The 22,131-nt window shown below is 40.4% G+C and carries 32 protein-coding genes; 1 reads left to right on the plus strand and 31 read right to left on the minus strand.

Annotation, left to right across the window (positions count from 1 at the left end; translation table 11 throughout):
• Positions 1-75 precede the first annotated feature (75 nt).
• The 30 genes from ACO1PF_RS00445 to ACO1PF_RS00590 form a co-directional block, all read right to left on the minus strand.
• A complete protein-coding gene (locus tag ACO1PF_RS00445) occupies positions 76-321 on the minus strand; it encodes a hypothetical protein (protein ID WP_423189416.1) in 246 nt (81 codons plus the stop codon).
• A gap of 86 nt (positions 322-407) precedes the next feature.
• Positions 408-572 (minus strand): hypothetical protein, encoded by a 165-nt coding sequence (locus ACO1PF_RS00450; RefSeq protein ID WP_423189417.1) that lies wholly within the window; start codon positions 570-572, stop codon positions 408-410.
• A complete protein-coding gene (locus ACO1PF_RS00455; protein WP_423189418.1) occupies positions 572-3,226 on the minus strand; it encodes a BppU family phage baseplate upper protein in 2,655 nt (884 codons plus the stop codon). Before ACO1PF_RS00455 ends, ACO1PF_RS00450 begins: the two co-directional genes overlap by 1 nt.
• Positions 3,227-3,239: 13 nt before the next feature.
• Positions 3,240-4,922, minus strand: coding sequence for a hypothetical protein (locus ACO1PF_RS00460; protein ID WP_423189419.1), 1,683 nt, complete (start codon positions 4,920-4,922; stop codon positions 3,240-3,242).
• Positions 4,923-6,530 (minus strand): phage tail protein, encoded by a 1,608-nt coding sequence (locus ACO1PF_RS00465; protein WP_423190473.1) that lies wholly within the window; start codon positions 6,528-6,530, stop codon positions 4,923-4,925.
• Positions 6,530-7,180, minus strand: coding sequence for a hypothetical protein (locus ACO1PF_RS00470; RefSeq protein WP_423189420.1), 651 nt, complete (start codon positions 7,178-7,180; stop codon positions 6,530-6,532). Before ACO1PF_RS00470 ends, ACO1PF_RS00465 begins: the two co-directional genes overlap by 1 nt.
• Before the next feature lies 1 nt (position 7,181).
• On the minus strand, positions 7,182-9,392 hold the full coding sequence (locus ACO1PF_RS00475; RefSeq protein WP_423189421.1) for a hypothetical protein: 2,211 nt from the start codon (positions 9,390-9,392) through the stop codon (positions 7,182-7,184).
• Positions 9,392-9,637 carry a peptide methionine sulfoxide reductase gene (locus tag ACO1PF_RS00480; RefSeq protein WP_423189422.1) on the minus strand — a complete coding sequence of 82 codons (246 nt, stop codon included), beginning with the start codon at positions 9,635-9,637 and terminating at the stop codon, positions 9,392-9,394. The genes ACO1PF_RS00475 and ACO1PF_RS00480 overlap by 1 nt, the downstream gene beginning before the upstream one ends.
• 80 nt (positions 9,638-9,717) lie before the next feature.
• Positions 9,718-10,164 carry a hypothetical protein gene (locus tag ACO1PF_RS00485; RefSeq protein WP_423189423.1) on the minus strand — a complete coding sequence of 149 codons (447 nt, stop codon included), beginning with the start codon at positions 10,162-10,164 and terminating at the stop codon, positions 9,718-9,720.
• A 1-nt stretch (position 10,165) separates the two neighbouring features.
• The gene (locus ACO1PF_RS00490; RefSeq protein ID WP_423189424.1) at positions 10,166-10,807 is read right to left on the minus strand and encodes a hypothetical protein; all 642 of its coding nucleotides are present in this window, start codon (positions 10,805-10,807) and stop codon (positions 10,166-10,168) included.
• Positions 10,804-11,199 carry a hypothetical protein gene (locus ACO1PF_RS00495; RefSeq protein WP_423189425.1) on the minus strand — a complete coding sequence of 132 codons (396 nt, stop codon included), beginning with the start codon at positions 11,197-11,199 and terminating at the stop codon, positions 10,804-10,806. The genes ACO1PF_RS00490 and ACO1PF_RS00495 overlap by 4 nt, the downstream gene beginning before the upstream one ends.
• 10 nt (positions 11,200-11,209) lie before the next feature.
• The gene (locus tag ACO1PF_RS00500; protein ID WP_423189426.1) at positions 11,210-11,644 is read right to left on the minus strand and encodes an HK97 gp10 family phage protein; all 435 of its coding nucleotides are present in this window, start codon (positions 11,642-11,644) and stop codon (positions 11,210-11,212) included.
• Position 11,645: 1 nt separating this feature from the next.
• Positions 11,646-11,990 carry a phage head completion protein gene (locus tag ACO1PF_RS00505; RefSeq protein WP_423189427.1) on the minus strand — a complete coding sequence of 115 codons (345 nt, stop codon included), beginning with the start codon at positions 11,988-11,990 and terminating at the stop codon, positions 11,646-11,648.
• The gene (locus tag ACO1PF_RS00510; protein WP_423189428.1) at positions 11,987-12,523 is read right to left on the minus strand and encodes a hypothetical protein; all 537 of its coding nucleotides are present in this window, start codon (positions 12,521-12,523) and stop codon (positions 11,987-11,989) included. The genes ACO1PF_RS00505 and ACO1PF_RS00510 overlap by 4 nt, the downstream gene beginning before the upstream one ends.
• Before the next feature lie 61 nt (positions 12,524-12,584).
• The gene (locus ACO1PF_RS00515; protein WP_423189429.1) at positions 12,585-12,860 is read right to left on the minus strand and encodes a hypothetical protein; all 276 of its coding nucleotides are present in this window, start codon (positions 12,858-12,860) and stop codon (positions 12,585-12,587) included.
• Complete coding sequence (locus ACO1PF_RS00520) at positions 12,860-13,708, minus strand: hypothetical protein (RefSeq protein ID WP_423189430.1); 849 nt, start codon at positions 13,706-13,708, stop codon at positions 12,860-12,862. The genes ACO1PF_RS00515 and ACO1PF_RS00520 overlap by 1 nt, the downstream gene beginning before the upstream one ends.
• A 1-nt stretch (position 13,709) precedes the next feature.
• On the minus strand, positions 13,710-14,312 hold the full coding sequence (locus tag ACO1PF_RS00525) for a phage scaffolding protein (RefSeq protein ID WP_423189431.1): 603 nt from the start codon (positions 14,310-14,312) through the stop codon (positions 13,710-13,712).
• 255 nt (positions 14,313-14,567) lie between these two features.
• On the minus strand, positions 14,568-14,849 hold the full coding sequence (locus tag ACO1PF_RS00530) for a hypothetical protein (RefSeq protein WP_423189432.1): 282 nt from the start codon (positions 14,847-14,849) through the stop codon (positions 14,568-14,570).
• 3 nt (positions 14,850-14,852) lie between these two features.
• Complete coding sequence (locus ACO1PF_RS00535) at positions 14,853-15,758, minus strand: phage minor head protein (protein ID WP_423189433.1); 906 nt, start codon at positions 15,756-15,758, stop codon at positions 14,853-14,855.
• Positions 15,700-17,211 carry a phage portal protein gene (locus ACO1PF_RS00540; RefSeq protein WP_423189434.1) on the minus strand — a complete coding sequence of 504 codons (1,512 nt, stop codon included), beginning with the start codon at positions 17,209-17,211 and terminating at the stop codon, positions 15,700-15,702. The genes ACO1PF_RS00535 and ACO1PF_RS00540 overlap by 59 nt, the downstream gene beginning before the upstream one ends.
• 14 nt (positions 17,212-17,225) lie before the next feature.
• Positions 17,226-18,539, minus strand: a complete 1,314-nt coding sequence (locus ACO1PF_RS00545) for a PBSX family phage terminase large subunit (RefSeq protein ID WP_423189435.1) — start codon at positions 18,537-18,539, stop codon at positions 17,226-17,228.
• Positions 18,523-18,948 (minus strand): terminase small subunit, encoded by a 426-nt coding sequence (locus ACO1PF_RS00550; RefSeq protein ID WP_423189436.1) that lies wholly within the window; start codon positions 18,946-18,948, stop codon positions 18,523-18,525. The genes ACO1PF_RS00545 and ACO1PF_RS00550 overlap by 17 nt, the downstream gene beginning before the upstream one ends.
• Positions 18,949-18,992: 44 nt before the next feature.
• Entirely contained in the window at positions 18,993-19,283 is a 291-nt protein-coding gene (locus ACO1PF_RS00555) for a hypothetical protein (RefSeq protein ID WP_423189437.1), read from the minus strand.
• A gap of 214 nt (positions 19,284-19,497) precedes the next feature.
• Positions 19,498-19,911 (minus strand): ArpU family phage packaging/lysis transcriptional regulator, encoded by a 414-nt coding sequence (locus ACO1PF_RS00560; RefSeq protein WP_423189438.1) that lies wholly within the window; start codon positions 19,909-19,911, stop codon positions 19,498-19,500.
• Entirely contained in the window at positions 19,911-20,108 is a 198-nt protein-coding gene (locus ACO1PF_RS00565; RefSeq protein WP_423189439.1) for a hypothetical protein, read from the minus strand. Before ACO1PF_RS00565 ends, ACO1PF_RS00560 begins: the two co-directional genes overlap by 1 nt.
• A 15-nt stretch (positions 20,109-20,123) precedes the next feature.
• Positions 20,124-20,567, minus strand: a complete 444-nt coding sequence (ssb, locus tag ACO1PF_RS00570) for a single-stranded DNA-binding protein (RefSeq protein WP_423189440.1) — start codon at positions 20,565-20,567, stop codon at positions 20,124-20,126.
• A gap of 70 nt (positions 20,568-20,637) precedes the next feature.
• On the minus strand, positions 20,638-20,871 hold the full coding sequence (locus ACO1PF_RS00575; protein ID WP_423189441.1) for a helix-turn-helix domain-containing protein: 234 nt from the start codon (positions 20,869-20,871) through the stop codon (positions 20,638-20,640).
• A complete protein-coding gene (locus ACO1PF_RS00580; RefSeq protein ID WP_423189442.1) occupies positions 20,868-21,245 on the minus strand; it encodes a hypothetical protein in 378 nt (125 codons plus the stop codon). The genes ACO1PF_RS00575 and ACO1PF_RS00580 overlap by 4 nt, the downstream gene beginning before the upstream one ends.
• The gene (locus ACO1PF_RS00585) at positions 21,238-21,420 is read right to left on the minus strand and encodes a hypothetical protein (RefSeq protein ID WP_423189443.1); all 183 of its coding nucleotides are present in this window, start codon (positions 21,418-21,420) and stop codon (positions 21,238-21,240) included. The genes ACO1PF_RS00580 and ACO1PF_RS00585 overlap by 8 nt, the downstream gene beginning before the upstream one ends.
• Positions 21,413-21,640 (minus strand): helix-turn-helix domain-containing protein, encoded by a 228-nt coding sequence (locus ACO1PF_RS00590; RefSeq protein WP_423189444.1) that lies wholly within the window; start codon positions 21,638-21,640, stop codon positions 21,413-21,415. The genes ACO1PF_RS00585 and ACO1PF_RS00590 overlap by 8 nt, the downstream gene beginning before the upstream one ends.
• Before the next feature lie 149 nt (positions 21,641-21,789).
• On the opposite strand from ACO1PF_RS00590, the gene ACO1PF_RS00595 reads away from it, so the two are divergent.
• On the plus strand, positions 21,790-21,990 hold the full coding sequence (locus ACO1PF_RS00595) for a hypothetical protein (RefSeq protein ID WP_423189445.1): 201 nt from the start codon (positions 21,790-21,792) through the stop codon (positions 21,988-21,990).
• Position 21,991: 1 nt separating this feature from the next.
• Here the strand turns inward: ACO1PF_RS00595 and ACO1PF_RS00600 are convergent, their stop codons facing one another.
• Positions 21,992-22,129 carry a hypothetical protein gene (locus ACO1PF_RS00600; RefSeq protein WP_423189446.1) on the minus strand — a complete coding sequence of 46 codons (138 nt, stop codon included), beginning with the start codon at positions 22,127-22,129 and terminating at the stop codon, positions 21,992-21,994.
• Between the last annotated feature and the right edge of the window lie 2 nt (positions 22,130-22,131).

Below are 22,131 nucleotides of genomic sequence, written 5' to 3' on the forward strand. Positions count from 1 at the left end.
GTAAATTAAAAGAGCCACTCAATGAGCAGCTCTTGTTATAATAAAAAATTTTCTATTTCAGTTTATATTAATATTTTATCCTTTATGAATTTCTTCTAACATCTCATCATGCTGTTTTTCACTTCTAGCTATTCCAATTGCTATAAGTTCTTTAGCTCCATGTAGTTCTTTTTTTATCATGTCCTGGGCATTGTATTCTGCTTCGATATTTAAAGTGTTGTCGTCAACATGTTGCGGTCTTTGATAATTAAACTTTAGAAGTTGACCTTGTTTATCTAAAAAAAAGAAAAGCACACTACATTCTTTATTGTAATCTATCATTTGAAATAACCCCTTTATTTTTATTATAACAAATGATAATTATAAAGATAGTCAATTTATAATTGCCTCACATTTGGGTTCTTCGGTTATTCTTCTTTTCCCGCTTCTTCTGGTTCGTTTAGATCACTAACCACTTCTGTAACATCCAGACGTTCCTGCACCGCTTCCCTATATACAGGTGGTACTTGTTCCATGGTCATCATGCCTAAGCTGATTCTCTGAGCAATACTGTTTATCAAGATTTCATTCATTATGCCACCCCCACTTCTATTTTAGGTACACCGTTGGCAACCGTTATTTTCCACTTGAAGAAGGCGCCTGTCACACTGTCTTTGATGGTGTAACGGGAATCATAGAAAGAGAGGGTCTTAGCTCCATTAGGTCCAGTTGAAAGGAACTCATAGGTGAAGAACACTAAATCTCCATCTACTAACTCTGGGTGTTTGACTGCTGTGTCTGTGAGGATAGCTTTTGATACGTCTAAATCACGTTCCTCACCTGTCATCCAGTCCACTACGGATAAGCGTTCTAATGCTTTGATAGGGTGCTCGGTGTTGGTGATTGCCACGCCATTAGCGTACATCCCTGCGTTGGCTTGGAACTGCTCAAAGTAGACAGTGCCTTTAGGTTGAGAAATCAGGTGACCACTTGTGACGTTAGGGTGGATTATTGGTGTAGCTAGTTGGTAGTAGATTTTAGTGCCTGCTAGGTTTGCTTGGGCTGATGCTAGAGTTACGTAAATTCCTTTAGGGAATGAGATGTTGAACAAAGTCGGTTCAAACCAATGCTGCCATATGTTTTCTACTGAATCAAATGCAGTATACCCTTTTGGAGACGTTCTGTTTGTAAGCATTTTAAAGGGGTCTTCGTTAACATTAAAAGTAGCTCCAGAAATATCTAAATTGCCAAGTACGCTGTTTGAAACTCTTACTCTGTCTACATTTGTACGTGGTTCTAAAACGTAAATATCACTAGCAACCAACGTATACTCCCCAACCCTCTGCACAAAGTCCCCATTGGCGGTAATCTCATCAGCTACCCCGTTAGGTAAACGGTTGAGTTTGACAGGCTCGATGTATTTGAGCGTTTCTGTGTAAGGCTCATATGGGGTGGCGGTTGTTCCATGTTCTAGTTGGAGGTCAGATACAACAGTTACTGGTTGGTTTTTACCCCATACTTCAAATACGTATGTGCCGCCAATTGGTGTTGTTTTAAACTCAAGCTTATCTGTCAAACTCATCCAAACCTGATTTGTGGGTAAATGCTTAGCTCTGAGCTGTCCTGCACCTTTAGCTGTTAAAAAGTAAGTGGTATTTCCCGTCAGCAGCATACCTCCGCTATTATCTTTACCGGAGTAGTCAACAATGGAAGCAATAGTTCCAGATGTTGGGTACGTAAGTGTGAGCTTTCCATCAGAAAAACTCCCATGGTTACTCCTAATCCTTGTGTATTTAGCTATATCAATCAAGTTCTTCTCAACACTCTTGACCCGTCCAGGTGTGAAAGACTTAGTGCCGTTGAAGTAGGTGTCAAAGATGATGTCACACACTTCTTTAGTAGGCTCATTGCCTGCGCCAAAGCTTTGAGTGAGGTTGATTAGTTGGATGTCATCAGCATATATATAACCACCATCAGTAGCTATGCGACCAATAATGACACGTTCATGAGCCAAAGTACTTGTTATAATTGTTGATACTCTGCTCATGTTTGTGGTTAATGGTACTGCGTTTGTTATTGCACCATGTCCTGCGGTTAATAGACCTACTTGAATAGTGGCAGATATTACTGTGCTGTCTTTTCTTACACCTGCGCTAATGTAATACTTATTATTTAAGATAGTATTTCCACTAATATATTGACCTACACCACCTGAAATGTTTAAAGATATAAACTTAAGAATACCATTGGTTACACTTACGTCGCTTACCTCTAAATATCCTGCCCACCCTGTCAACCCATCACTAAAGTCACCATTCTTAATCAGCTGAGTAGCTGTAAACCCCTTAAGGGTAGCGTCCAAAGCGCCATTTCCTGTGTTCACGGGAAGACTGGCTATCTTAGCGTTTGTGGAAACCGTTTGGGTGGCTTCTTGATTGACGTTGACGTTGGAGACCCGTTTTTCTAGGTCGGTGGTTTTCTTCTCTGTCTTGACTGTTTGAAGTTGAGTGGCTTCTAGTTTTCCATCGAATCCTGTGTAGAACTCACTGCGAGTAGCTTCTGCTTCCATTCGTGACTGTTCTTGTTGCGCCCTGGTCCCTTCTTCGATGACACGACTCTCTTCATTGCTGATCCGTTCACTTTCGGATAACCCTCTGGTCTCTTCGTTATCAACCCGGACGTCCTCGTTCGTCTGACGCGCCTGTTCATTTGTATTAAAAGTGGATTGACGGGTAGACTCGTTAGCGTTAAAAGTTGACTGCCTACTTGTTTGAGTATTATCGAAATCGGTTTGACGCTGTGATTCGTTCGTTTTCATCTCTGCAATGAATTCGCCCGCTTCTCTTGTTAACGTTGTCCAGTCATGGATCATGACTTCTGTTGCTACGACGCTGTCCAACCCTGTTTCTACGTTAAATTCAAATTTTTCAGATGCGATTTCTTTGTCATTATCAGTAACGACTAACTGAGTTTTAGCAACCCCGCTGTGCTGGCCCTGGTTACTTGTTAAGATGTACGTGTATAACGTTTCATCCGCTTGGATGTTCTCTGTTTGGTAAAACGACCCGTCTTTCATGTATAGCAATACATACGCGCTTTTACCAACTAGCTCATCAGCTTGCATGTCCATGATTTTAAAATGTAACTTGACTGATCTTCTATCGTTTGTAAAAACGGTTGGTATTGTCAACTTCCTTCTTGTCCCTGTGCTTTTTAGGAAGACCTCAAATATTGGCTCTTTAAACATTTACTCACTCCTTTTAATTTCCTAATTTGATGACACTCATGGTGAACCATGCTGAATATGATAGTGTGATTGCTCCTTCGCCAGCAGTAATACTAATGCCTGTTGCTGTGCTGGCGTTTAGAGTAGTTCTTGACATTTGAGATTCATACCATTGGTTGACAATTGCAACTTGAGAAGTGAGGGTGCTTACCGACGGCGACACCACTACGAGATATATTCCTCGTTCGGGTATAGGTATGTTAAACGTTCCGCCATTAGCTGAATGCTGAAATATCACTTTAGGCAGATTGTGCCTATCGACTTGTAAAGTGCCACCAACGTTTTCGTCATACGTCCCGCCAAAGGCCATACCTAATCCGCTCGAAGCAAAGTTGATTAAACTGAAAGTTGAAAGAATGCTGGTGTATGCCGGAATGCTCGAAAAGTGATCACTGGCAACGACTTGAATGTCATACGCGTAATCTACATCCGCCGGGAACGTATAACTCCCGTTACCGCTAGAAAGAGTTTCTTCTACGAAATCGGCTTCTTCTGTGCGTTTGTAGCGCACTTGATACCCTTTGCTATTAGATCCGTTCAAACTGCTGATAGCGATGGCATATTCGACAGTTCCGTATTCGCCATCGTCGTTTCTTTCACCATTCGCATTCGAACGGTAAGCGTCGGTTATTCTAGGTTGTGGATTGGAATATTGATACACAGTAACGGTTGTACTGCCTGAAACCGTCTGACCGCGCGTGTTCGTGTATTTAACTGAAATGGTATTCGTTCCGCTTGTTTTTAACGTAGCCGTTGTGCCTGTTTTAGCGTTGAACGTCTGGCCATTGACTTTCATTTCAACGCTACCGTCACGCGCCCCATAACTAGCCGATGTCGCTACCGACATTTTAAGCTTTGACTGGTATTGTACGTAGACACCTAAATTACTAGAGATGTCGCTGACGTCTTCCGATACCGATATGCTACTGATTACCGGTATTAGGCTCGAGTGCACGCTAACTGTTGCGTCTCGAGTTAATATGCCGCCAATGTTTGTGCTTCCGTTTCTTGTTTGCACACGCAACTGAGCCGTCATAGATGTGGTGTTTCTTAAGATGTTAAGTATTTGGTTAGACGATTCGATGCTTAGAGTTAAACTGGTCGGCAAGTTTTGCCCGTTCCACGATTGAATATCTGTGCCGTTTACTCTTAAGGTTATATTGTGTGTAAAAGAAGACGATTCTCTTTCTAAGCTCAATGAGAACGCGTTTGTTTGGCCATCCTTTATGGAAAAGTTGCCGACCGACTTAAGGGTACTCGCTCGTGGTATCGTGTCCAATGTAGCCGTACCACTGAAGCTGTAGCTCCCTAAGCTGGTTCCCGTGCTGCTTGAGGATGCGCTTATCGCAATTGATTTCTTACCGTCAGAGTTATGATCAACTTTAAGAGTACGTGTCCAAACGACTTCTCTGGACTTTCCCCGGATGTCGAATGTTCTGCTCTGTGTAATTTTGTTTCCGTTTATAGTGAATGCTACACTGTGCCCGTTCGCGTTCCATGAACCCCAAGAGGTGTTCTTTCTAAGAAAAACCAATGAAACGGTAACGTCTGAATAGTTGTTAGGTGGTGCGGCCGCTTTTGAAGACCACTCAAGCACAGGTTGAACGTTATTTGTACTTGTTCCGCTAAAGCTACCTGGTATTATTCCGCTAGCCATCTAATCCACCACCCTTTTGAAGTCTAACGACCCGTTAGCTCGAGGGACAAAACCAAAGTTACCGAATTGTGCTTTCTCGAAAAAGTTAGCCTTTTTAATATTGATGGTATCCTCTTCCAGCCACATGACATCTTCACTATTCCTAGACATTGCCCATTTGTCACTTTCGAATCGGGTAATCAAATCGTTGTTAACTTCTCCTAAAATGATATTCCCATCAACAAAACGGATATAACTTTCTATCAAATTGAATTCAGCTCGCGCATTGTCATCGACATCGTTTATCGTTGTAGTCAATTCTGTAAAAGTGAAGTCAAACGCCTCTTTCGTCTGTTCGAATCCTGTTGACGTTTCCGTTTGCAACGTTTCAAAAGCGTTGATTGATACATATGTTTCTTCGACTTCTTGCTTGATAGACTCGGCTGTCTGAGTGATGCTAGAAGTAAGAAGGGTTATTTGGTTATTAATAATGTCTTTAAGTTCTTTTTCCGTAATTTCTCTGTCTTCGTTTATTTCCCGAATGACCTTCTCTGTGTTATTTTGCCGTTCAGAGAACGTTTCATAGTTGATACCTAGCGTTAACGTGTTCTTAGAAGGGTCAGTTAAATGGATCTGCATCTTAGTTACAAGCATCATTCCTTCGAGCAAATGCACCGGGCTGTCCGTTTCCACATATTCGAAAAAGCGTATCTTATCAATTTCGTTATCCGTCATAGACAAATCTATCGCATTCAAATCGAGCGAAACAGCTAAATTAATACGTTTCGCTAATTCGCTTCTAGCTCTTTGCATTAAGTTCTCACCGATCGTTATGTCATCCCACGTTTCAGTATCGTAAATCCAACCGTATTTGCTGACCGCTTCTACGTCGTAAACGTAATCCACCCCATCATTAACGGATGCTATGGTCAATCTGTTTTCAGCTTCTTCATCTTCGCTTTCAAGCTTTGTACCATACGGAATCAAAGCGGTTATGATGTCGGCACCTTTAATGGTTTTGGTTAGATCAAGTAGATTTTCGCCTAGTTTAATCGGTTGTTCCGATTTGTAAGGCGAGTCTTCTAAATAATCGATGTAGTTAACATTGTTTTCACGTCTAACGATCAGGTAACCACCCATAAGGTCCAGCAAACGATTCGTGATCACTTCCCAAGTTTTCAAGGTGTTGATGCTTGAGCGCACGATATAGTTGTTAGGGTCTTCAACCGTTACGTTCCCTAGTGTGAATTGCTTCCAATCGTCAACCTGGCTGTTATGTTCATCGATGATCAGCTGAACGAATCCATCAACGTCTCCGGAATAACTAAAGGGTCGGATGACGGAATCGTTGAAGTAAGCCAATTCGCCCTCGCAAACGATTTTCTTAGCGTTATAAAAGTCTGTCTCATCATCTAAAACGCGTCCTCTAAACCATAAATAACCATCTTGATAAACTTCGATGATAGACTTCAACCGGTCAATCCTGTTGTACATCGCATGTGACGGATAAATGGTGAAGTCAAAGCCTAACGTCGTGTTTGTCTCTAAGGATAAGACAGGGTCTATGATGTTCAACTCTTCAACTTCTGGATGAAATAGCAGCTCTCCATCGCAATGAACTGAATACATCAAATCCACCCCTCTTGATACCTTATTTTTATAGATGTGTTCGCTGCTGCTTCTAGCGTTAAATCGTTAATGCCTTCATTGAAATATATACTGGTAAACCGATGCTCTCCCGCGCTCATTGTTCGAGAGAGGTTATTAAACCGAACGGTTAACTCTTTATCTGTAATAAACGTCGGAATGACTGCTTTACGGCTGTTCCATAGATGAACTTCCATACTCAAGCTGTCCATCGTATTGAATTGATGCTCTGTTACTTCGTGTTTATATTTCCACGGATGACACTGCCCGGTTATCGTAACAACGTCTAACACGCCATCAGGTTCTATAGAAACGTCGAAACGCCCTGTCACGTAATACTCAGGTTCTTTTTCATACCTGACCGTTCGGACACGTCCATGTAAAAAGGAACGAATGCTGTTGATAGCTAGTTCTTTGTGCGGGTGATCAGGCTTAATGTAGAACTGAACTTCTAACTCTCTTGGGTGATACTTCACTTCTTTAGTCAGAGCCTCTGTTAAATCGAGCTGTCCATCACCCGCGGGTAAATCAATGTAAATCGTTTTAGGTTCTGGTTCTCTCAATACATAAGAAGCGGCAGTAATTCCCCAATCATCAAATGATGCTTGTTCATCAAAATAAACTTGAAACACGTTATCTCCCCCGCTTCTTCAGATTTGCTTTGTTTTCTAATTCTTTATCCATTGGATCCCGTGTTACTCGTGCAATGACTCGACCGTCTAGTTCGACATTGACAATAACCGGTCTGTCGCCAACGCTTCTAATTTCATTCAGAATGCCTTGTAGCATCTGTTTGATATCGTGTAAGTCAAATCCACTGGCTTGTGCAATACCGGCGCCTATACCTGCTAGATTGCTTGCGTTCAGAGGTAATACTGCTTCTCTTCCAGCTTCTCCGCCGACTTGTACGCTATTGCCGTTCATTCCGAACGCTGTGGCTTTTTCTAAGATACCACCTTGAGCGAACCAGTCGACTTTCAACTTAGGCACGCCTTCTTTAATCCAATTTATCGGATTAGCAGAACCGGACACGCTGAATTTAGGCATCTTAATTTTAGGTAACTTCCACTTAAAGTTAAAGAAGCCTTTTATTTTATCTATGGCCGTTTTAACTGCATCGCGTGCACGATTTACCGGTTTCATGATGTTGTCGTAGACTTCACCAAATTTACTTTTGACGTTTGAAACCGTTTCTTGAATTTTGCTTACTATGCCGGTTTTGATCTCGTTAAATTTGGACAGGACGCCGTTTTTTATTTCAGTCACTTTGCTAACAAAATCGTTTTTCATCTTTTGGGCATTGCTAATGACGCCAGATACTAACTCTTTTACTTTTGAGACTGATTTTTGCCATAACTCAACAAAGAAACCAACAACCGCATCTTTCATTCCTTGAACTGTTTTTCTAACTTTAGTATCAAAATCCCAGAATGCTTTTATTACGGCATCCTTCATTCCTTGTACTGACTTTCTAACTTTTGTATCAAAATCCCAAAACGATTTAATAACTGCGTCTTTCATTTTTTGTACAGTTTCTCTTAATTTTCGGTCTAACTCGACAAAAAAGTTGACGACTGATTGGACCATTTTCTGTACAGTTTCTCTGGCCTTGGCATCGAACTCCCAAAACGCATCAATGACCGCTTGTTTCATTTTTTGCACAATTTCTCTTAAACGTCTGTCTAAGTCAACGAAAAAGTCAACAACTGCCTGCACCATTTTTTGAACGGCCGCTTGCACAGCTAAGTGCATCTGCGTGGATTTTTCAACAACTGTATCCCAGTTCTTCCAAAGCATGACGCCAATGCCTATTAAAAGCGCTATGATTGCTATGACGGTCCCAACTGGACTGACTAGGAATAAGAATGCACCCACTAATAACTTGAGCACTCCGATCACTTTAGCGACAATCAACAGCACTGGACCAATCGCTGCCAATATACCTATCCATTTCAAAATGTTTTGTTGTGCGGATCCGTCCAAACTGGTGAACCATGTAATGACGTCTGAGATTTTATCTGCAAATCTTCCAACTGCCGGAATAACATGATCACGTAGAACGGGTAACAGTTGGTCCCTGAATATAGGCAGAAAGTTATTCGATATTTCTCTGAACGCTCCGCCGAACTCGTTCTTTAGCCGTTCCATTTCTTGTCTGAATGCGTTAGCGTCCTGGAGGCCTTCTTCGCTCATGACTGTATTTAGTTCGTGAGCTTCGTCTCTCGTATTCGCTATTTCATCAGCGCCCATTCCTAATATAGGAGCTAGGTCTTGCCAAGCACCACCGAACAATTGAGAACCGATGACGTTTCGTTCAATTGGGTCTTCTATCTCTGCTAAAGAATTCATAAGCAAGTCAACTTGTTCATCAGGAGAAAGTTTGTTCAGTTCGTCGTAACTAATACCTAACTTTTCCATTCCTTCTGTGGCTTTTCCGCCTTCTGCTTCCAGTTGAGGTAATCGTTTAATTAACCCGGTTACAGCCGTCGTGACAGCCTCTCCGCTCACGCCCGCTATATCGGCAACGTAAGCCCATTCTTGAATCGAATCGGTAGATAGACCAGTAATATCTCTTAAGTCAAGTACTCTGTCAGCATAATCGCCAGTTTTAGTCATCAGCCCAAAAATACCAGCGGCGGCTCCGACTATCGGACCAGTTACCCATGTGCTCATGCCTTTTCCAACCGTGCCTATGGCTTTCTCTGCCTTGCCTAAACCTTCCTGCATACGTTCGCCTATAGACTTGCTTGTTTCTCTTGCTTTTCCTTCAGTCGATTCTAACTCGCTGTTTGCATCGCTGCTGTCCATGCCGACCGTTCCCATTATTTTAAAGAGTTCAAACATTAATCATTGCCACCACCTTTACCAATAGCTTTACCTAATACCAAGCTTGCGTTTTCTAACGCTTTTTGTTCTTTATTCTTATCTATTTTCTTACGTTTCTGACTTGCGCTGGAGCTATCTTTGTAATTTTTCTCTTTCCATTTCTTGTAACTCAATCCGCTTTCGGAGTGCATCCAAAGGTTTTCCATCTTCTCTTCTTGTTCTTCTTTAGATAACCACAAGATAAAATCCGCTGTCTTCTCCAAGTTGTACGTTCTAAGGAGAACAAGCGGACTACCATAGCGTTTAAATAACGTGTCTTTTAGCCAATGCTCGCCGTCGTCAATTAAACCAACGTAGCGATAGATGAGAAAAAATCTTTCAGTTCTTCTTTCTTCGTGAATTGTTTGATCAGACTAGCGTATTCAACTAAAGACAAGTTCTTTATAGTTTTTACATCCGTGTCTGTTAATTCTGCCAAAAATGGATTGATTTCATTTCTTAATTTATTCGCATTACGGATAGCTTTGGCAATGATCTTTGCACCGAAGTGAGAAGAGCGTAACGCCCTCTCTTTATCGGCTTCTAGTTGTTTAATCGCTAAATTATCTGTTTCTTTTTTTGTCGGTTGTTTCTTCTTACGACCGTTGAGGTCAATCACTTTTTGGTCAACCTCGTCTTTAATGTTTGTCTCGAACAACTCTTTGAATTCGTCTTCAATTTCTAATTGACCGATGATGTTCAGCATAGTGAATAGATCGTCGCCTTTTAATTCTCTCATTCTAAGTTCCATATTATGCGCCTACCTCCATTTGTTCAGGTGTGCCATCAACCAATGATTGAGGCAAGTACATTCTAAACGGCAAGTAGTTGATGTCTGCTTTCAGTTTAGCGACTGTAGCGTGTGCTTTATAGGTCTGTTCGATGGCCATTTCGCCATTGTCTTCTGTGTCTCCTGATAAACCACCTTCAACTTTAGGGCTGTCTAAAATAGCGATTACTTGCTCATTGTTATGGCTCTTTAATCGTCCGACAAAAGCGATGTTTTCCAGGAACGAATTATCATTCAAGAATCGCTGAGGCGTTACTTTCGAATACCCTGCTGGTGCTTCTTCGGCTGTCGCATCCTCCAACTTGCCATTAAGGGCTTGTTGAATGATTTTAGCGCTCATCTCTTTAACGCTTGCGACGGCAGTGGCAAGAAATTCTTCTAGCACTTCATATTCTTTGACTGCAACATGACTAGCACCATTAACATCCATCTGTCTGTATGTCATTTCAACGTTAATCGATACCGAACCCTCTGTAGCACCTAGTTCTTCGAATTCCCATTCTTCTGCTGTCGCGTTCCAGGAAACGTTCTTCAGCAATACAGCTGAGTCGATAATAAAGCGTTCGTGTGATGTTTCTGTAAAACTTGTATTTGGTAAGCTCATCTATTTTCTCTCCAATCTATTTTGGCTTGCACTGTTCCTTCTAATCGGATGATGTTTGGGTCGCTCGTTGGTATATGAATAAAATTAGTTGCCCCACGCTGCACATCAAAGCGAATATGAAAGCTGTCATCTTTAATCAGCCGACCTTTGAAGTGGTTCTTCAACAAACTGGCAACGTCATACGTTCGTGAATAACTTTTGATGTTATCGAATATCTGAACGTCTATGACTAAATTTTCCTGATTACGTGCTAACGTCGAATATGTTCGTAAGTCATAAGTTATATAAGGGTACTTAACCTCTTCGTCCCGGTTCACTAAAGCATGAGAATTCTCATAGATAGCTGTAAATGAACGGTAAATCTGTATTGCTAATTGTTTGAAGTCTTCCATTTACACCCTCCTAGAATTCCAGACTAAAATGTTCACCGATTAACTGCTGAACTTCTGAACGTGAGACTGAACCAGCACGTCTTAACGGTTTATTTGGTGTCTTACCATACGTGAAGTAGAATTTGCCATCCACATCGTCGTAATAAACCCATCCGCCTTTTCTGCCATCGCCTTTTTCGGCAAATTCGCCTGTCCCGTACTCTTCGTATATCGCATTCATTTCATCTGATCCAACTGCTCCGATTAACTTAACGCCATCGGTGTTGAGTTCGTACGTGTAGCTGTCTCTCGTACCGCCTCCGCCTTGGCGGGCAGTGCGTGAATAGTTCTTTGCATATTTCTCAATAACGAGTAGAGCGGCAATTAAGCCCGCTTTTTGTGCGCTTTGTAATTTTTGTTTTGCTTCTGGTAAGTTGCTTTCAAAATTCATTTCAACTTTGGCCATGTTAGCCACCTTGCCCGTCTATTACTCCAGGTACAAGAGTGAGTAGCAGTTCGTTATGGTCGTCCTGACCAGCCGGATTGTCAGAATAGGTTATGTCATAGACTTGCCCGATTCCATCGAATACGCGCATTTTGTCTGTAATGCCTTCCGTATAGTCCAATGTAACTAGAACATGCGTAGAATCTTCTGTAATTGCGTTCTGAGCGCCTGTTCGGTCTGTGCCGCTTAATAAATCCAGCACGCCATCAATAACCGCGAACGTCGTATGACCATCCGGAATCTTTCCGCCCATTCCGTCTGGAAGATACTTCGTTTCCTGTATTAAATGTGGTTTGAGTTTAATCATGTCCCCCACCTGAATTTCCTATACTTCATAATGAAGCTGAATAGAGATGTTGGATAACCGTTGATGTTCTCGCCACTTGTCACGTCGAAATACGTTTCAGAAACACGACTGAGTGACCGGCTCTTAACGCCGATGTTCTTTTCGGTTTTCATGTCATATTCTATGAGCTTTTTAACGCCATTTTTAACATCTTGCGGATAATTGACCAGGGTGACTATCATGCCTGACTTGGTTTCATCTAAAAAACCACCACTAGACACTTTTAGCACGTTCCCTTGTATCTCATGGATAGTATGCAGTTCCTCGTTGTAATCACTGTTATTCAGCTCTATTCGGCTGCCTGTTCGCAATCCTTTTGGTAATTGATTAAGCACGATTGTATCAGGGTCCATGATTTCTTTGACGCTGAAACGTACACGCGTATTTTGGAAGTTATTGTTTGTCAACTCTCTGATTGCGATTTCTAATCCGGTTATGTCTTCTTTTGATAAGGTTCGATTTATTTCATGCGCTTCTGCTAACGTGATAATCATGTGTTACCACCTTCCATAAATAAAAAGAGGGTAGGCAAATGCCTACTCCTCAAGTTTTTTATCAGTTTGTTTTTTGTTTCTTTTTCGTTGTAGGTGTTACTTCTTTTTCAACAACGACTTCTTCACTAGCATCTTCTTCGTCTTTAACCTCAACAGTCAATCGTTCAATGATCTGAACACGTGCTTTATTTGCTTTAGAAGAAAGCTGTGCGATGCGTTTGTCAGAAGGTTTCGGAGCACCCTCAGCAGGATACTCGTCACCAGTCTTATAAACGCGTTTGTTATCTTCTAAATCCGTGAATTTTTTAACTTTGGTTACATAGATATCTTTTAACATTATGCAGCAACTCCTTCATCTATTGTCACTTGTACTACAGCATCTGTACGTTCAGCAAAAGCTTCAAGTCCGAAATGAACTTTAGTAAAGATGTCTCCAGTGTTATCATTCAGATAATGTTTAACTCCAATTAGCTTATTATCTGATGGAGTTAACTCTAAAGCGCTAAACGCTGGTCCATTAGCAGGAATATGAGCAAGGTTTAAATTACCGTCAGCTGTTACAAACACTGTCCCTTTTTCAACTTGAGAACTAAAGAAGATAACAGAATATCCCAGGAAGTTTTTAACGTAGTCCATACCAAACAAGTTTTGAGCTGTCGCCACTTCAGAATCCGCAAGATAACGGTAGTAATCCATAGTATTAACAAACGCTATAGATTGAGACCCTTTAAAGCCTGGCTTAGTATTCACTTCAGCCTTAGCCATTGCTAAAGCTGACTTGTAATCCACTTCGGTAATTTGAGTGCCTGCATGATCTCCTAAGTTAGCTACCAATCGACTTTCGATGTGATGTCCAAGAGCATTCATTAGCTCACGGTCTTTACGGTCAATAGCGTTTGCTTGTCCCCATTTTTGAATATCTTGGTAAGAGACACGTACTTTAGTTGCGTCAAATTTCAACTCTGCAATATTTACATCGTAAAGTCGAACGTTTGATTCGCTAATTTCTTCATGTGCTTCATGATTCATGTCTGCTGCTAATGTAACGTCTGCTCTTTGGCCTTTGATCATAGTACCTTGTCCCATAGACATCAAATTAAAGAAGTCGATAAAACCTTCTGTTCTAATATCGAATTGGTTAGCAAAGTCTTTTGAATATGGTGTTAAATCGAATTGTACTGTCATTTTATTTATCATCCTTTTCTAATTGTTTTAGTAATTCAATTCTTTTTTCTTTATCTTTTGGATATTGTTCATAAATATACTTCTTAGTCAGCTTAGAAGGAGCACCGCCATCTAACTTATTATCGTGCACTTTAAAGCCGCCGTTCTCGTCCTTCTTATTCGTTTCTGCGCTTTCAAAGAATGACGGATGACTTTCTTTCAAACCTTTCAGTTTGTTGTCAAAATCTTTGATAGTTCCATCTTCATTAAGTTCTGAATCTCCCAGTTTGAATTGGAGATATTCTAAATCAGTACCTCCTGCATCTTTCAATGCAATTTCCAACTGATATTTCTTAGCTTGTTCAGCTTTTTCTGTTTCTAGTTGTTCAACTTTGCTTTCATAGTCTGCAATAGACGTTTGCAATGCTTCTATATCTTTATTACCATCTTTTAATCCTTGAAGCGTCTTGTTTGCATCGTTCAATTCGCTGACTTTTGAGTTGAAATCCGACTTAGGTACAGCATTTTTAGGAAATTCCGCGTCAATTTCTTTATTTGCTGCGTCTGAATCAACCGTTCCATCCTCTTTGGTGTGTTTATCCAAAATTGTTTTAATCCAATCCATTTTAAAAACTCCATTCCTTTTTATTCTGGTCGGTGCCAGTTAGAGTTGTGAGGTATTCCGCTCACAGTCGGTGTTGAGACTTTTATAGCGTCATTCTCCAGGACAATAAAAAGAGCCACAAGCAAGGCCTATGACTTAGTTAAGTATTGAGTTATTAGTTACGCTAATAGCGAGATACGATGTTTTCCATTTAGATCACTCTCCTATTCTTCGGTTGATTTGTTTTCCGAATAGAACACTCCATCGCCTCCTTCATTACCTGATAAAGCTAAAATCGTTATCTTTTAAAGCTTGATAAAGAACCAAACCTATTCGATTAGCCATATCTTCTTCATGATCGTTATACCCCGCTTCAATGAACAACGCATGAGTCAATTCATGGATAAATGTTTTATTGTGCATTTGTTCTTCTAAATTGTTATCCAATTGTATCAATGACTTCTTGTACTGAATATATCCAAAACAATCATCAGAACCCGCTAAGTCGTCGACCATCTCAACTTTGTATGTTGTCCCGCCTATTTTAACTTTATCCAATGCTTAATCAACTCCTACATCATGCTCTTTAGCCCATTCTTGCCAGTCTGTTTTAGGTTCAATCGTTTGACCTGTTTGTTCTATCCCTATAACGTGTGTGACGGTCCAGCATCCACATTGAATGTCTTCAGATGGATCACCAAAGAGTCCAGGGCCTTGTCCGCTATTGCCTAAAGGCGATTGGAATTCTTCATCAACGGGTACGCGAACACCGTGCATTTGTTCGTGATGATTACGCGGGTTTGTACCGTTACCTGAGTGTAACCATTCCTTTTCCAATTGCACGCCGGCATCCACAGCTTCCTCGTATGCTTTTTGATGCATTTCACTTCGAGTCCGCTTAGATTCAGTACGTGCAATCAAGTAGCTGTGTCGCATGTCGTTATCTGTGATTGCTTCTAAACGTGCAGCTAGTTGACGATAACCCACGCCGTCTTCTGCAGCCTTAACTAATTCACGACTGACTAGATTGGCCATCTTCTCTCTGTCCTTGTACATACGTTCAGAAAAGCGTTTGCCGTCAATCTTATCCGTCATTACCGTATTCAAGTAACTCGTGTTTAAAGGCGCCATACTTATTGCGGCTTTAGCTGTTTGCTCTATCCCGAACTGCGTACCGTAATAGCCTAACTTACCAGACGTTTCCGTTAAGGTTTTCGTTGCTTTACGTATTTCAGGATTAGCATTTCTAGCTGTTTCCATGATTCGTTTTTCTAGTCCGGCTTTGCGTTGTGCGTTGTACTTCTGTGTGCGGGTTAGGTTGCTAGGGTCTGCCAATACGTCTCTGCCTTCTTTTTTGAATCGTGTCAGCATATCTGCATAAGCTTTTGACATATCCGTTCCGGTCTTTTTAAGTTCCCTCTGGTATATCGCTTCGATCTCCTTCTCCCACTTGTTCATCATCACCATTTTCGTCACCTACTCCTTGAAGAGATGGTAAAGATACGTCTTCGAGTAACATCGCTTCTATTTCGTTCCAATCCAACTCTACAATGTCACAGATTTCTCTCAGGACCTTCTCTTGCGGTAAGAACATTGCAATATCTAATAAAGCGGTCAATTTAAGCTGTTTCGTCTCTGCCTCTGTTTTCTCTATTTGGACATTCTCTAAGCGGTTGACCATTGTTTCGCGTTCAATGATAACTTCTATATCTCTATGATCATAAGCAGCACTGTAACGTCTATTGATATCTTCTGTAATGAGTTCAATCATCCAGTCGATTAGCGTCTTCAAATGCGCTTCTTTCTTGCTCAACTTCATCATGAGTAATGAATAACCGGCCATGATTTGAACGTTGGTTACACTACCCGAACTGTCACTGATAGCTGTTGAATCAAATGCCATACCAAACTTATAAATGTTTCGTTTGTCGAGTTCCATCTTCTTGACTCGGCCATCAACCGGGATGTCATACGTCTTCATATCAAAGGCGCCGTCTTCGTCTACGTTGATACCGCCTTTAGAGCGAACGTTCATCCTAAGCTTGCTTACATCATCGTTATATCCTTTTGTTACGTATATTGCCCCGCTATAATCTTGTAAGTTGTTACTCATGAATGCGTTCATCAGATCGTAATCGTCAATCAATTCTTTAATTGGCTCTAAGTCCGTCTTTTCTTTCTTGTTGTTTTTCAATTTTCTGAAAGGAATACGTCCAAATGACTTTCCTAATAAGACCGGTTTGCCATCCTCGCCTTTTTGTTCAGCTAGTATGTGGCTTCTGGGATTCGGTGATTTGTCAGGATTAATAATAAATGCATTGTCTTTATTCTTTAGATAAAATGTGACGTTCTCGCTCGTCCATACTTCAGCATGTTCAACTTCAACCTGTTTGTCATCTCTCAGCATGGGTTTCGTGTAGTAACGAACAACACCGACAACATCGCCTGATTCATCCGTTATAGTGAACGTCTGCAAGCTGTCAGAGACTTGAAAAGAAATACGAGACGTTTGCATCTCTCCTGGTAACTGTCTTACATAGGCGTATTCTTTCCCTTTGATTGATGCGCCTTCCAGCATCTCTTGAAGGAACAACTGAATGTCTTCATCCCAATACTCTTCTAGAAGCACCTGAAACTCTTCGTCTTCCACCTTAAGCTTTACACCGTTTGCTAGTTCCGTGCTTACGCTTTGGCTAACAATTTCAGTGAAGAACGGATGAGGTATCTTAATGTTTGACGCATACTTATCTTCAACAAGCTGTTCATTATCATTCATGAAATATATTTTGTTGCTTAAGATGTCGTGTTCATAATCATAATAACGTTGAGCCGCTTCAGCGTTCTCTTTATCATAGCTGTGCTTATCTGCTTCAATCGCTTGTTCCAATGCTTTGACGTCGCCTGTGATTATATCTAACATGCATTATCTCCTTCCTATACTTTCCATCCTGTTTTATTCTTCATGTCTCTCTCGAAAGCGTATCGTGTGGCGTCAATGCTGTGATTGTCTTTATCTTCTAATCGCGGTTTAGGATTACCATCTCTATCAGTTTGATAATCAATGTTTTCGAATTCTTTTGCTATATTTGGCGTGCGTATCGGATCTATACAAATGAAATCCAAATCGTCCAACCATTCTTCTCCATACTCCACGCTGTCTGGTCCTTTTTTTGCACCTTTCATACGTTTGATATCATGATCCTTTTTCAATTCCGCTATGCTCTTAGGCTCTGCGGAATCTGCAAAGATTTCGTCTGAGTCATATTTTTTAGATTTCAACCATGCTGCAAACTGTCTATTGCTTATTTTTTGGCCGTAGTATTCATCGACCGCATAAATGCCATTCTTCTTTTTGTCATAATGCCATCTTACAAAAGCTAGCGGATCGGTAGCATAACCAAAATCGACTGCATTACGTATATTATCAAAGTTATTGGCCATTTCATCAGTGATTAAACCATTCTCAATTTGTAAATTATCAAATGGAACGATACCAGACCCTATTGCTTTGCCCAAATACTCCCAATCGTACTTCAAAGGCTTACGGCTTCTTACATTCTCGGCTTCTTCGATAAATTTCTTTGATAAATGCGGATTTCCTAAATAATTTGAATGATGGATAAATGTATTTTTATCTATAAAGCTACTCTCGTACTTCTTATTTACCCAAGACTGCCTACGTTTAGGTGGGTTATACGAATAATAAAAACTATAGTCAAAAGGATATTTCACTTTCCGCTGACTATCCGAGATAAATTTACCTTCTAACTCTTCTCGAAGCACCGAACTTTCAATAGACGTCACTTCTTCCTCTGTCTTAAATTCGGTTAATTCTTCAATCCACATAATTGCTAAAGGAAAATCGGCATCCTTGATTGATTTAATCTTATCCGGGTCATCAGCTCCCGCAAAATAGATTTTATTCCCTCTAGAACGATAAGTAATTTCTAGCTTAGAATCGACGAATCTAAAAAGGTGCCGAACGCCTAAGACGTTAGCAGCACCTTTAAAGTTTGCATAGGAAGATTTTAAAATAGTATTTTGCACTTTACGTATACCTATAGCTGACACTGGATATTCCATTACATCAAGGAGAATCCTCATGGGTATGTGAAACGACTTACCACTCCCACGCCCACCTTTCAGTACATATCTCAAATGGTTTTTCTTTTTCGAAGCAACCCAGAATGGTTTAAATTGCTCTGTAATGATATCGGATAATACAACTATATTATTCATCGATATCATCTACAATCGTTACCCCTAGCTCTCCAGACACCTCTTGTTTATCGGTCCACATAGCATATCTTTTTCCTAACAACTCTGCCGCTTTAATCCGTTGAGTAGCAGGGATTTCAATTTCTGTTATCTCTTGCTCCCCCATACCAAGACCAATAAGTGTTTGTTCTTTCTTTTCTCCGCGAACTATAGAGGTTAAAAATTCAAGCACCTCTTGTTGATCTGCCACTCTTTCACTTTTCAGCTCTTCGAGTCGTTTGTCTATATAGGAACGAATGACAGGTTTTGACAAGTTTTCAGTAGCTATTCGATTAGCCGTTTTTTTACTATAACCAGCTTTCCTTGCCGCCTCACTAGCATTTCCACCGATGATGTACTCATCAGCAAATCTTTTTTGTTTAATTGTAAGTTTTGCCATTTTCCATCACCTTTCAATACTATTATGTATAAAAAAAGACCCCATTAGGAGTCTAAAATATCACCTTTGATAACCGCGTCAGGATCTATATAAATATTACCTTGATTTTCTATATGATTAATAACATCATTTAGTACCATTCCATATATTTCGATATTTCCTCCTCTATTAATTACTTTCCCATTTACCGTGCCTCGTAGTATTAGCGTCCCTCCATATTCTACGGTTACACTGCTAGTTGCCATCCCTTTTAGTTCTAATTTACCGTCTCTTTTTACAAGCACATCATCGTTAATAATATTTTTAACGATACTATAATCACTTATGATAGTCATTTTTCATACTCCTTTTTCTTTTCAGTATATCAAAAGAATAACTTCACCGAAAGAAGAAAAGAGCTATCCGGTTGGATTAGCCCATTAATCGTAAGCATAGAAGCTGAGGAACGTCTTTTCAAAGGAGGCCTTCTGTATGTGATTTCTCTCGCTCTATACTTTACCATACTAACATTATAGTTTACCGCTCTGCCTAGAGTCAGCCAAATATCAGTCATATCTCTGCCAAAAGCCTGCCATTGTCATAGCCCTCAGCGAACTCAATCTGTGCTTTTCCTAACTCTCTGTAGAACGTGCGCTCACTCATGTTCAAATCATAATAAATCATCGTGTCCGTCATTTCTCGACTATCTATGTATCTATAGTGGAGAATCTGCCTTTTATAAGCATTCAGCTGATTCATAGCTCTGCCGATCTTCCATAGCTCCTGCTCTGCCGTTACCTTTCGTGCGACTGCATTACCTACCTGGTCACTCGTTTGCCCGCCTGATCCTTTCAATTCTAAGGAGAAAGTAGCCGTTATCTTAGGCGTGTACTCTTCATCAGCTAGTCTGGCCATTGAACGGTAATGAGATAACAAGCGATGTACGTTTTCTTTTGTCTTTTCATTGTCGATTTCTGGAAACATTACACCAACCCCTCAATATAATTAAAGTCTCCGGTTCCTTTATAGGTCAATTTATAACGATCAAGCATGTTTGGTTCCGGTTCTACTTCATAACCTACATATTTCTTGCCTTTCCACCAACGCGCTTTCTGTGTCGGCGGATTGCCCTCTGCGTGATACCAGAGGTATTGTGGAATGTTGGTGTAGTTGTCAGTCATTGAGTCGCTCCTTTCTTAAAATGGTAGATCATCATCCGAAATATCTATATCTTCATTCTTATCAAATGCGTCCTCTACGTCGTTTTTGCTGTTCTGCACATAATCACTCTCACTGCTGCTTGATTCCTTCTTAGACGTCTTCTTTGGCTCTAAGAACTTAACGTTCTCTGCTACTACTTCCGTCACATACACTCTCTTCCCGTCATTCCCTTCATAGTTGCGTGTTTGGATGCGTCCAGTCAGTCCGATTAACGATCCTTTGCTTGTGAAATTGGATAAGGCTTCTGCGGTCTTCTTCCAAACCACACAATTGATGAAATCTGTTTCTTTCTCTCCATTTGCATTTGAGAAGGGTCTTTCGACGGCTATGTTGAAACTAGCAACCGCCAGTCCGCTACCTGTGTACTTTAATTCTGGATCGCGTGTTAATCTGCCTACTAATACTGTATTATTTATCATTTACCACATCTCCCTATCGTTTGCTATTCGGTCTAACGGTTCATTAATACGTGCTGCAGCCATCCCATCGTCACGCTTCCTCTTCGATAAAGAATATCCACGGATCAACATTGAACGCTTCGCATAACGCTGCGATAGTCTTAGCTGAAAATGTCCCATGATTTTCGCATGTCTGCAATGTTTGTCTATAAATACCCGTCTTTTCTGCTAAATCCTCTATGGTCCAGTCTCTTTCTTCGCGTTCTTTTCTTAGATTTACTTTGAATATGCCTTTAATCGTTTCAGGTGTGATTGCCATATTCATATATTTTCCTCCTTCACAGTTATCTCAACAACTGACAGAACTGAGTTGTCTATGACGAATTCGTCTTCAAAGCCGGTAATATGATTCAAGTTATCATTCAGAATCAATTTTGCCTCCTGCATGCCATCTAAAATGAATTTCTTCGCGCTTGCTATGTTATCCGCATCTTTCCTTTTATTTGGTACAATCCATTTAAACTTCAATTTGCACGGTGTTTTAATTTCAAAGCCTTCTGTCATGGCCCTCAGTACGTGCATTTTGCAAAAGTAAGTATTCGTCTTTTTTATCTTAGCTCCTTTAGCCCAGTGCGTTCGCTGGGCATTGGAGTATTCATTCATGCTTGCTAGAGGTAACGGAATGATCAGTTTAGTCATTCGGATTGCTCCCTCCGTAATACGTATTCAAACGTCCGTGATAATCATGTGCAGCTAACTCTTCTTCTCTGTCGATCAGCTGTTGAATCAATGCATTGCCTTCAAGTTCAGGTAGCGACGCCTTGAAAACAGTGCTGTCGTATTTCTTGATGATGATTTGTACTGAATCACTCATTGTTTGCTCCTTCCTCATAATGCTTGACATCAACTTCTTCTCTTAATTCATCTAAACTTACTTCTAGAGCATCGGCTAGCTTACATGCAGTGGTAAAATTAATATCTTTTTTCTGTCCGTTAACGATGTTATATATCACAGGTGTAGCTATTCCAGCTCTAAGTGCAATCTGCCTATTTGTTGACTCATTCTCCTTAATCAATTTAATAATCTTCTTCAAATACAACGCATCCTATTCTATATATTGATATTTTTTACGTATTTAATCTATATGTTGTATCGTTCGCTATAACTTGATATAATGTATACGTATAATCTTTTAATTTAAAGATTTATATAAATAATAAATATGAAAGTGAGGTGTTAAACTTGACAGATGTAAATTTAAATACTTTCCCTAGTAATCGTGTTGATGCTTTATCTTTACTCTTTTTAGAAAATCAAGATTTGAGTTCGCTTTCACCAGAAGAGATTGCTCAACGTTATCTCGAAGCTAATAACGAAATAAGACATGCCTTTAGAAATAAAAGCAACACAGATAAAAATGGTGTGCGTCATATCGTTTTATAATTCAAATTCCAAGTGTACTTACCAACGCTGCTATGGCTGAAATCATGGCAGCGTTTTGTTGTTCAACCGCTTCTTTCATTGCTAATTGAGCTTGTTTTAACATATTCATTCTTATTGCATTTACTTCTTTTTCATTCATCT

The organism is Alkalibacterium sp. f15, assembly GCF_049389645.1.
Lineage (GTDB): Bacteria > Bacillota > Bacilli > Lactobacillales > Carnobacteriaceae_A > Alkalibacterium.